The 6,449-nt window shown below is 60.1% G+C and carries 2 protein-coding genes and 5 pseudogenes; 2 read left to right on the top strand and 5 right to left on the bottom strand.

Features of this window, described 5'->3' with window-relative positions:
- From I6F20_RS30450 to I6F20_RS30440, 3 genes and pseudogenes are all read right to left on the bottom strand, one after another.
- Positions 1-203, bottom strand: a pseudogene (locus I6F20_RS30450) (IS5/IS1182 family transposase); the annotation flags it as partial.
- A 67-nt stretch (positions 204-270) separates the two neighbouring features.
- Positions 271-1,518 carry a group II intron reverse transcriptase/maturase gene (gene ltrA / locus I6F20_RS30445; protein ID WP_225129234.1) on the bottom strand — a complete coding sequence of 416 codons (1,248 nt, stop codon included), beginning with the start codon at positions 1,516-1,518 and terminating at the stop codon, positions 271-273.
- Positions 1,519-2,054: 536 nt separating this feature from the next.
- Positions 2,055-2,324 (bottom strand): annotated as a pseudogene (locus tag I6F20_RS30440) (transposase); the annotation flags it as partial.
- Positions 2,325-2,906: 582 nt separating this feature from the next.
- Here I6F20_RS30440 and I6F20_RS30435 point away from each other — a divergent pair.
- Complete coding sequence (locus I6F20_RS30435) at positions 2,907-3,089, top strand: hypothetical protein (RefSeq protein ID WP_225129232.1); 183 nt, start codon at positions 2,907-2,909, stop codon at positions 3,087-3,089.
- Positions 3,090-3,724: 635 nt separating this feature from the next.
- On the opposite strand, the pseudogene I6F20_RS30430 reads toward I6F20_RS30435, so the two are convergent.
- Positions 3,725-4,736: pseudogene (locus tag I6F20_RS30430) on the bottom strand (IS110 family RNA-guided transposase).
- An 89-nt stretch (positions 4,737-4,825) separates the two neighbouring features.
- Positions 4,826-5,095, bottom strand: a pseudogene (locus tag I6F20_RS30425) (integrase core domain-containing protein); the annotation flags it as partial.
- A gap of 80 nt (positions 5,096-5,175) precedes the next feature.
- Here I6F20_RS30425 and I6F20_RS30415 point away from each other — a divergent pair.
- Positions 5,176-6,130, top strand: a pseudogene (locus I6F20_RS30415) (IS110 family RNA-guided transposase).
- Positions 6,131-6,449: the final 319 nt, after the last annotated feature.

Genomic DNA, 6,449 nt, shown 5'->3' with positions numbered 1-6,449 from the left:
TCCCCGGGGGCTACTCGACCGACCGTGACCCGCTTGAGGTCCTGGCTGCGCAACGCGCCGGCCTCGTGTGCCACCCGCAAGCTCTCGGCCAGCAACAGCTCCAGCTTGTCGCCGAGCCGCTTGCGCCGGTGGCTCAGGTCCGAGCGCTCGTGCGGGAATGCGTGCTGGAAGAACTCTTCGCCGGTAAAGTACTGTCGAGTGGGCCGAGGGAGTTTCACCCTCAGCCCCTCACAGAACCGGACGTGATACTCTCGCATCATCCGGCTCTTGTCACCCAACCGTTGCGTGACCAAGGCGCGCCCAGTGGACGAAGAATGAGGGATTGCGCTTCGCAATGCTGTTCAGCCGCCGCAAGCTCCGTCCCCGGTGCCTTTTGAGCGACTTGTACTTCCGCCGGAGCCACACTCCGAGACGTTCGTCAAAGTACGTGAACAGCTTCCACATCTCCGTTGGATAGAAACGCCCATAATACTGCCACCACCCTTGAAGAATCGGATTGAGTATTCGGGCTATATCAGTCAACGGAAGCGGCGCGTGCTGTGGCAAGCGCCAGCTCCTTATCCGCTCCCGCATGCGTTTGAGCGCCTGCGGGCCAACTGCGGGAAGGAAGCGTGTGAAGAGCTTTCCCCAGCGATTCTTCGCCCTGCGGGGTTGGAAGGTGAAGCCAAGGAAGGTGAAGTGGATCTGCGGATGTGTCCCACGTCGATTGCTGTCCCTGCAATAAACCACTTGGGTCTTTTGCGGGTGCAGTGTCAGATGACAGTCGGCAAATCTCTTTTCTAGCGCAGCCTTCAGATGTTCTGCTTCCTGCCGTGTCCGGCAATGGCAGATTGCATCATCGGCATAGCGCTCGAACGGAATGCTCGGAAACGTCCGACGCATCCACGCATCGAAGGCGTAGTGCAGAAAAAGATTCGCCAGCAGCGGGCTTACCACTCCACCTTGCGGTGTTCCGGCCTCCCGTTTCTGGATAGTCCCATCGGGCATTTCCACCGGAGCCTTCAGCCATCGCTCGACGTACAGCAAAACCCAGGCCTCCTGACAGTGCTTCCGAAGCGCTCTCACCAGAAGGGCATGATCGATCGTGTCGAAAAAGCCTTTGATGTCGAGATCCAAAGCCCAGTCATAGTCCCAGCACCGCTTACGCGTTTGCTCGATCGCCTGATGCGCTGATTTGCCCGGCCGATAGCCGTAGGAGTTGGGATCAAACACTCGATCCAACCCCGGTTCCAGATACTGCTTGACCACCATCTGTGCGACGCGGTCCCCGACCGTCGGAATGCCCAGAGGACGGATGCCGCCGTTGGCTTTGGGAATCTCCACGCGCTTGACCGCAGGTGGGAGATAGCTTCCCGACGCCATGCGATTCCACAGCTTGTAGAGGTTATTCCCAAGGTCCTGCGCGAATTCATCCAGGCTCTGGCCATCGACGCCCGCTGCTTTTCCATTCCCTGCCACCAGCTGGTAGGCCTCCCAGACCATACGCTTGGTGATCGGCAACGGTTTGTCCGGCGTCATGACGCTCCTCCCGACAAAGCCGGTTGGCGTCTGATGTCGGACAGAGTAACGCAGCCCCTTCGCTCCACAGCCATTACAGCCACTTCAGCGCTACTACGAGCTGCTCCGTCCCTGTCTCGGGTATTGGTGTTCTCCCTCGTGGTGTGCGCCACTTGCGGATTCCCCTTGACACCCCGAACCAGGTTCCCTCGTTCCGGATTGAAGCCTGTGATGAGATCATGCCGCCTATACACCGGCTGCCGCGTGGACCGTAAGCAGGTGTCGCCCACACTCTTCCGAGCATCACTATCCCCATGCCCGTTTTGACAGCGTCTGGACCCATTTCGATGCGTCATCGGCGGTTCGCTTGCGCTCATCTTCTCATCACTCACCTGACGGCGTATCCCGCCGCCTTTTTTCCCCAGCGCTCACCACCGCGTCTCTTAAACGCAGCAGCCTGGAGTGGTTTGAAGCCTGCCCCTGCAGGCCGGCTCCGGGAGGCCAACTCCCATCTTCAACACAGTTGTGCCGGCAGATACGCACCGGCTACGAGGCACACGGAAATATGGGTCGTGGACCCAGCGCTCGCACACCCCCTCATCGGACAGCCCGTAAATGTGCTTGAGCAACAACAGCCCGATCATGAAGCGGGTTTCAATCCCCGGTCTGCCGTTCTCGCTGTAGAGCGGGGCAATCTCCCCGTCGATCCAGTCCCAATCGATCCTGCCGGCAAGCAGAACCAACTCGTGCTTCATGTTGATGATCTGATCCAGCCGTGCCCGGAACAGATCGTTCGATCCCGTCGTCTTATGCTTCTTCGGCCGCATCGTCCTCCGGCGCACCACAGAAGCACGGTTCACAACGGAGAGGAATCCACAAAACGAATTTGCAAGGTTTGCGGCGTCCAAGCATCAAATCCCTGCAATCTCAAACGCCATCAAATCCCAGAAACAGACTCCCGCTCAATCGCTTAGAGGCTTGTTCACGGGCGACAGTGTAAGTCGCACCATGGATGCGCGATCCCTCCCAGCGTCGCGCAGAGTTTGCTGCTGAGACACTGAATCGGCGCTGGCTTGCGACTGTTATGCTCGAACCATCAATGACAAGTTGGATCCGTGCGCCTCAGCTCCCACAACCTGCTTGGCAGCACAGCCGAGAGTTTTCCCAGAGCATCGTGTCCGGATTACAACTAAACAATTCGCGTGACATAGCGACAGCGTGCCCTTTTTTTTGGCACCGACAGAACCACCAGCGCCGAGCTCTCCAGGTTGCGGCGTCGACGCAGCGTGCCTGTAGGTCATCAAGAAGACGACATTTGACTCGTGCTGCCAAGCAAAAGCGATCTGACGATCTGTTCGAATTCGACCGCGAAAGTGCACTGTGCGTGGCCGCCGGCACGGACGCACCTGATGCGCAATTCAGACGACCGGCTCTACTTGGTCGAAGAGCAGCACGAACCGGGAGAGCGTGAGGTCGTCACGGCGATCAGTCAGAAGCGTGCAGTGGTTTGGCTGATCGCCAACCCGGCCCGTCGTCGTGGTGCGGCTGCCTCTGATCGTAAGCACGCCGAACGCCCTTTGTCTGGTGTCTAAACGTCTTCATTGTTCTCGAGGCAAGTGGCCCAGGCGGGCTGCGTTTCGTTGGGTGAATTGCTACGCGGTCTCCTCAGCTTTCAGTCAGCTAGCGCCGATACAAAGCCGATGGGTTTGGCGAGGCGCGCCAGCCCGCTAAACTCGACGGCAGCGTGGGTGTAGCAGGATACGGGCCTTCATGCCTCCCTGGCTAACCGACTCCGAGCCGCGCCCGCGCTGCTTCCGACTGGTGGGCCGGGATCAAGTAGTTAGGCTCGTCCTCCGACGACGATGATCTCCCGGCCTGCTTCTTCCGCTGCTTTGAGGCTGGCCGGTGTGGGAGTTGGCGGCTCGTGGCAGGGACAGCTGACCTTGCCCCCATATGTGGAACGGCCCGCGAGGCAAGAGCTTTTTCAGTCGATTTCACACATTGGGACGGTGCGGTTATATGTCCGGCCTTTGCGCGCGGCACATGGCCGCTGGCCTCGATGAGATCCGCGAAACGAGGAGCCAAATCAAGTTTGCGCGCTTGAGCGCATTGGGGGCAGTGGCTTCACTCGTCTCGGGATTTCGTCCCATGGGTTCATCGCCTGTCGTTGCACCTTGCCCTCTGCCGGCCTGCGCCGGTCAGATCGTTGTGACGGTCATTGCGTTCATCAGTCGGCTACCGCGGTAATCGCCAGTGGGTCGGGACGCCGATAAGTCCCGCCCTTGTTTAGAAGCGCCCAGATGATCCGCGCCGTCTTATTGGCCTCCGCGACCGCGACAACTTTGAAAGGCCGTCTGGCAAGAAGCGCCTTCAGCCACGGCCGGCTCAGCGCGTCGTTTCGGGCAACCCGCAAGACGGCCGTTGCCCCGACGACGAGGAGAGAGCGGAGCTCCGGATTCCCCATCTTTGATATCCGCCCCAGCCGCTCTTTGCCAGCCAGGCCGCGAAGTGGCGAGCTGACGTGAACCCTCCGGGGTCTGGCACAAGCGCCTTAATGGTCGCCGCTGTAATGGGGCCGACGCCAGAAATCGTGGTCAACCGACGCATGTCCTCGTCGCGCTTGCCTCCACAATAATTGCGCGCTCGAGCCTGTCGATCTGGTCCGCTGCAGCTTCGATCTCATCGGCAATCGCCATCAGGGCGAAGCGCGCCGCTGCGGGCAGGCGGACATCTGTCTTGTCCCGCACGATCGCAATCAGCGCCTCAACCTTTGCCATGCCGGCGGCGGCGATGATCCCCAATTCGGCCAAATGCGCGCGCAGCGCGTTAACCGTCTGCGTTCGCTGCCGCACTAGAAGAGCGCGGGTCTTCAGCACCATCGCGGCAGCCTGTTGCTCGGCTGTCTTAATCGGCACGAAGCGCATGGTCTTTCGGGTCACCGCTTCGCTGATGGCCTCCGCGTCCGCCGCATCCGTTTTGCCTCGCTTGACGAAGGGTTTAACATAAGCCGGGGGAATGAGCCGCACCTCATGACCGAGAGCTGCGATCTCGCGCGCCCAATAGTGGGCGCTACCACATGCTTCCATCCCCACCAGGCACGCTGGCAGCTTCTCAAAGAGACGCAGAACTTCGCTGCGCCGTAGCTTCCGGTTGAACACGGGTGAGCCCTCGGCATCCGCCCCATGAACCTGGAAAACGTGCTTGGCCAGATCCAGCCCAATGGTGATAACCTGCTTCACGGAACGGTCCCTCCTTTGTGGTGTTCGAACGACGACCACGTTCTAGCACTTTGATGCTGTTGGAGCGGGCCGTTCCACCACATCAAGTTTTATCCATTCCTGAGTTCGCTCCGGTCGTTGGATTTGCCCGGTTGGGCGGTGGGAGCGACGGCAGCTGGCGCGGAGCCTTCGGCATAGCGCAGCGCCAGATCCCGGCGCGGGTGACAGGTGAAGGCGAACTCGGAGGGCGTTTTCCATCCGAGCTGCGAGTGGGGTCGGGCATCGTTGTAATCGGCCCGCCAGCATCCGAGAGCCATGCGAACCTGGGCCACTGACGTGAACAGCGTCTCGTTCAGCAATTCATCCCGCAGCTGGCCGTTGATGGGGAAGACGGCCCCGCTCCCTCGGCGCCGGCGATATACTGGCGATGGACGAACCCGCTTACAGGAGCAATTGACCAATGGAAGCCGCAACAATTGGGTTGGACATTTCGAAGCACGTGTTTCACATCCATGCAGTTGATGGCCAAGGCCAAGTGGCCGGTCGCCAACGCCTCCGGCGAGGCGAGATCGTGTCGTTCTTCTCCTCGCTCGCACCTTGCCTGGTCGGCATCGAGGCCTGCGCGACTGCTCACCACTGGGCGCGGGAGATTCGGCAATTTGGGCACGATGTCAGATTGATTCCGCCAGCCTATGTTAAACCCTACCTACGAAGAGGAGCCAAGAATGACGCCGCTGACGCGGCCGCGATCTGCGAAGCGGAGTCGTCCCAATATGCGGTTCGTTCCAATCAAGAGCGCCGAGAACCAGGGCTTCTTGATGCTTCATCGTGCAAGAGGCTTGCTGGTCCGCCAACGCACCATGACAGCTTGCGCCATTCGGGCTCACTTTGCTGAGTTCGGAATCACTGTCGGGCAAGGCCGGCAACGGGTGGACGGTCTGGTGGACTTGTTGGATGACGAGGAACTGACGCTACCGGCCCACGCCCGCATCGCGCTGGCCGTCCTTGTGAGCCAGCTGAAGGAATTGGACCGGCAGGTCGAGGCCATTAAGCGCGAACTGGCTGAGATCCAGCGAGTAAATCCGATGGCGAAGTTGCTGTCCTCGATTCCCGGGATCGGTCCCATTACGGCCACGGCTCTCGCCGCGACCGTGCCGGACGCGACCATGTTCCGCTCCGGGCGGGAGTTCGCGGCCTGGCTTGGCCTGACGCCTAAGCAGAATTCCACCGGCGGGAAGGATCGACTCGGCCGGATTACGAAACAGGGCGATTCCTATCTCAGGCACTTGCTTGTCATCGGAGCACGCAACGTCGTTCGGTACCCAAAGGCACGCGGCTTCTTTTGCGGATCGCGAGTGGCGCGATCCAGGCAGCGTGATCTCCTTTTGATGATACCCGCTGCGCGACCGATCTGATTCCACATCAGCGAAATTCTGGGAATGTAGGAAAACAAGTCTTTCACAACTTCAAACTCAGCAACGGATACATAGGAGGCAGGGACGGGGGGCATGGGCCGACCAATCCTGGTAGGCGCCTGTTGGTCTTTTCGGGGATACAATCCGGGACCCTTGTGTGGGAAAGATATGACTGAACGGCGTGTGCTCTGGTTGTGTTGCGGCGTCGGCTTCTGTCTCGCCTGCCAGAGAGGCTAGCGTGCGGGCGACGAATTCGCGCAGACAGCAACCGCGTTATCAGTTGGGGGGGGCAAATCCGCTGGACGAGCACTGGCAGAAA

Origin of the sequence: Bradyrhizobium sp. IC3123 (genome assembly GCF_020193625.1) — a bacterium.
GTDB lineage: Bacteria > Pseudomonadota > Alphaproteobacteria > Rhizobiales > Xanthobacteraceae > Bradyrhizobium > Bradyrhizobium yuanmingense.
The sequence above is the reverse complement of the archived record's forward strand: the minus strand, read 5'-3'. Positions and strand labels throughout refer to the sequence as shown.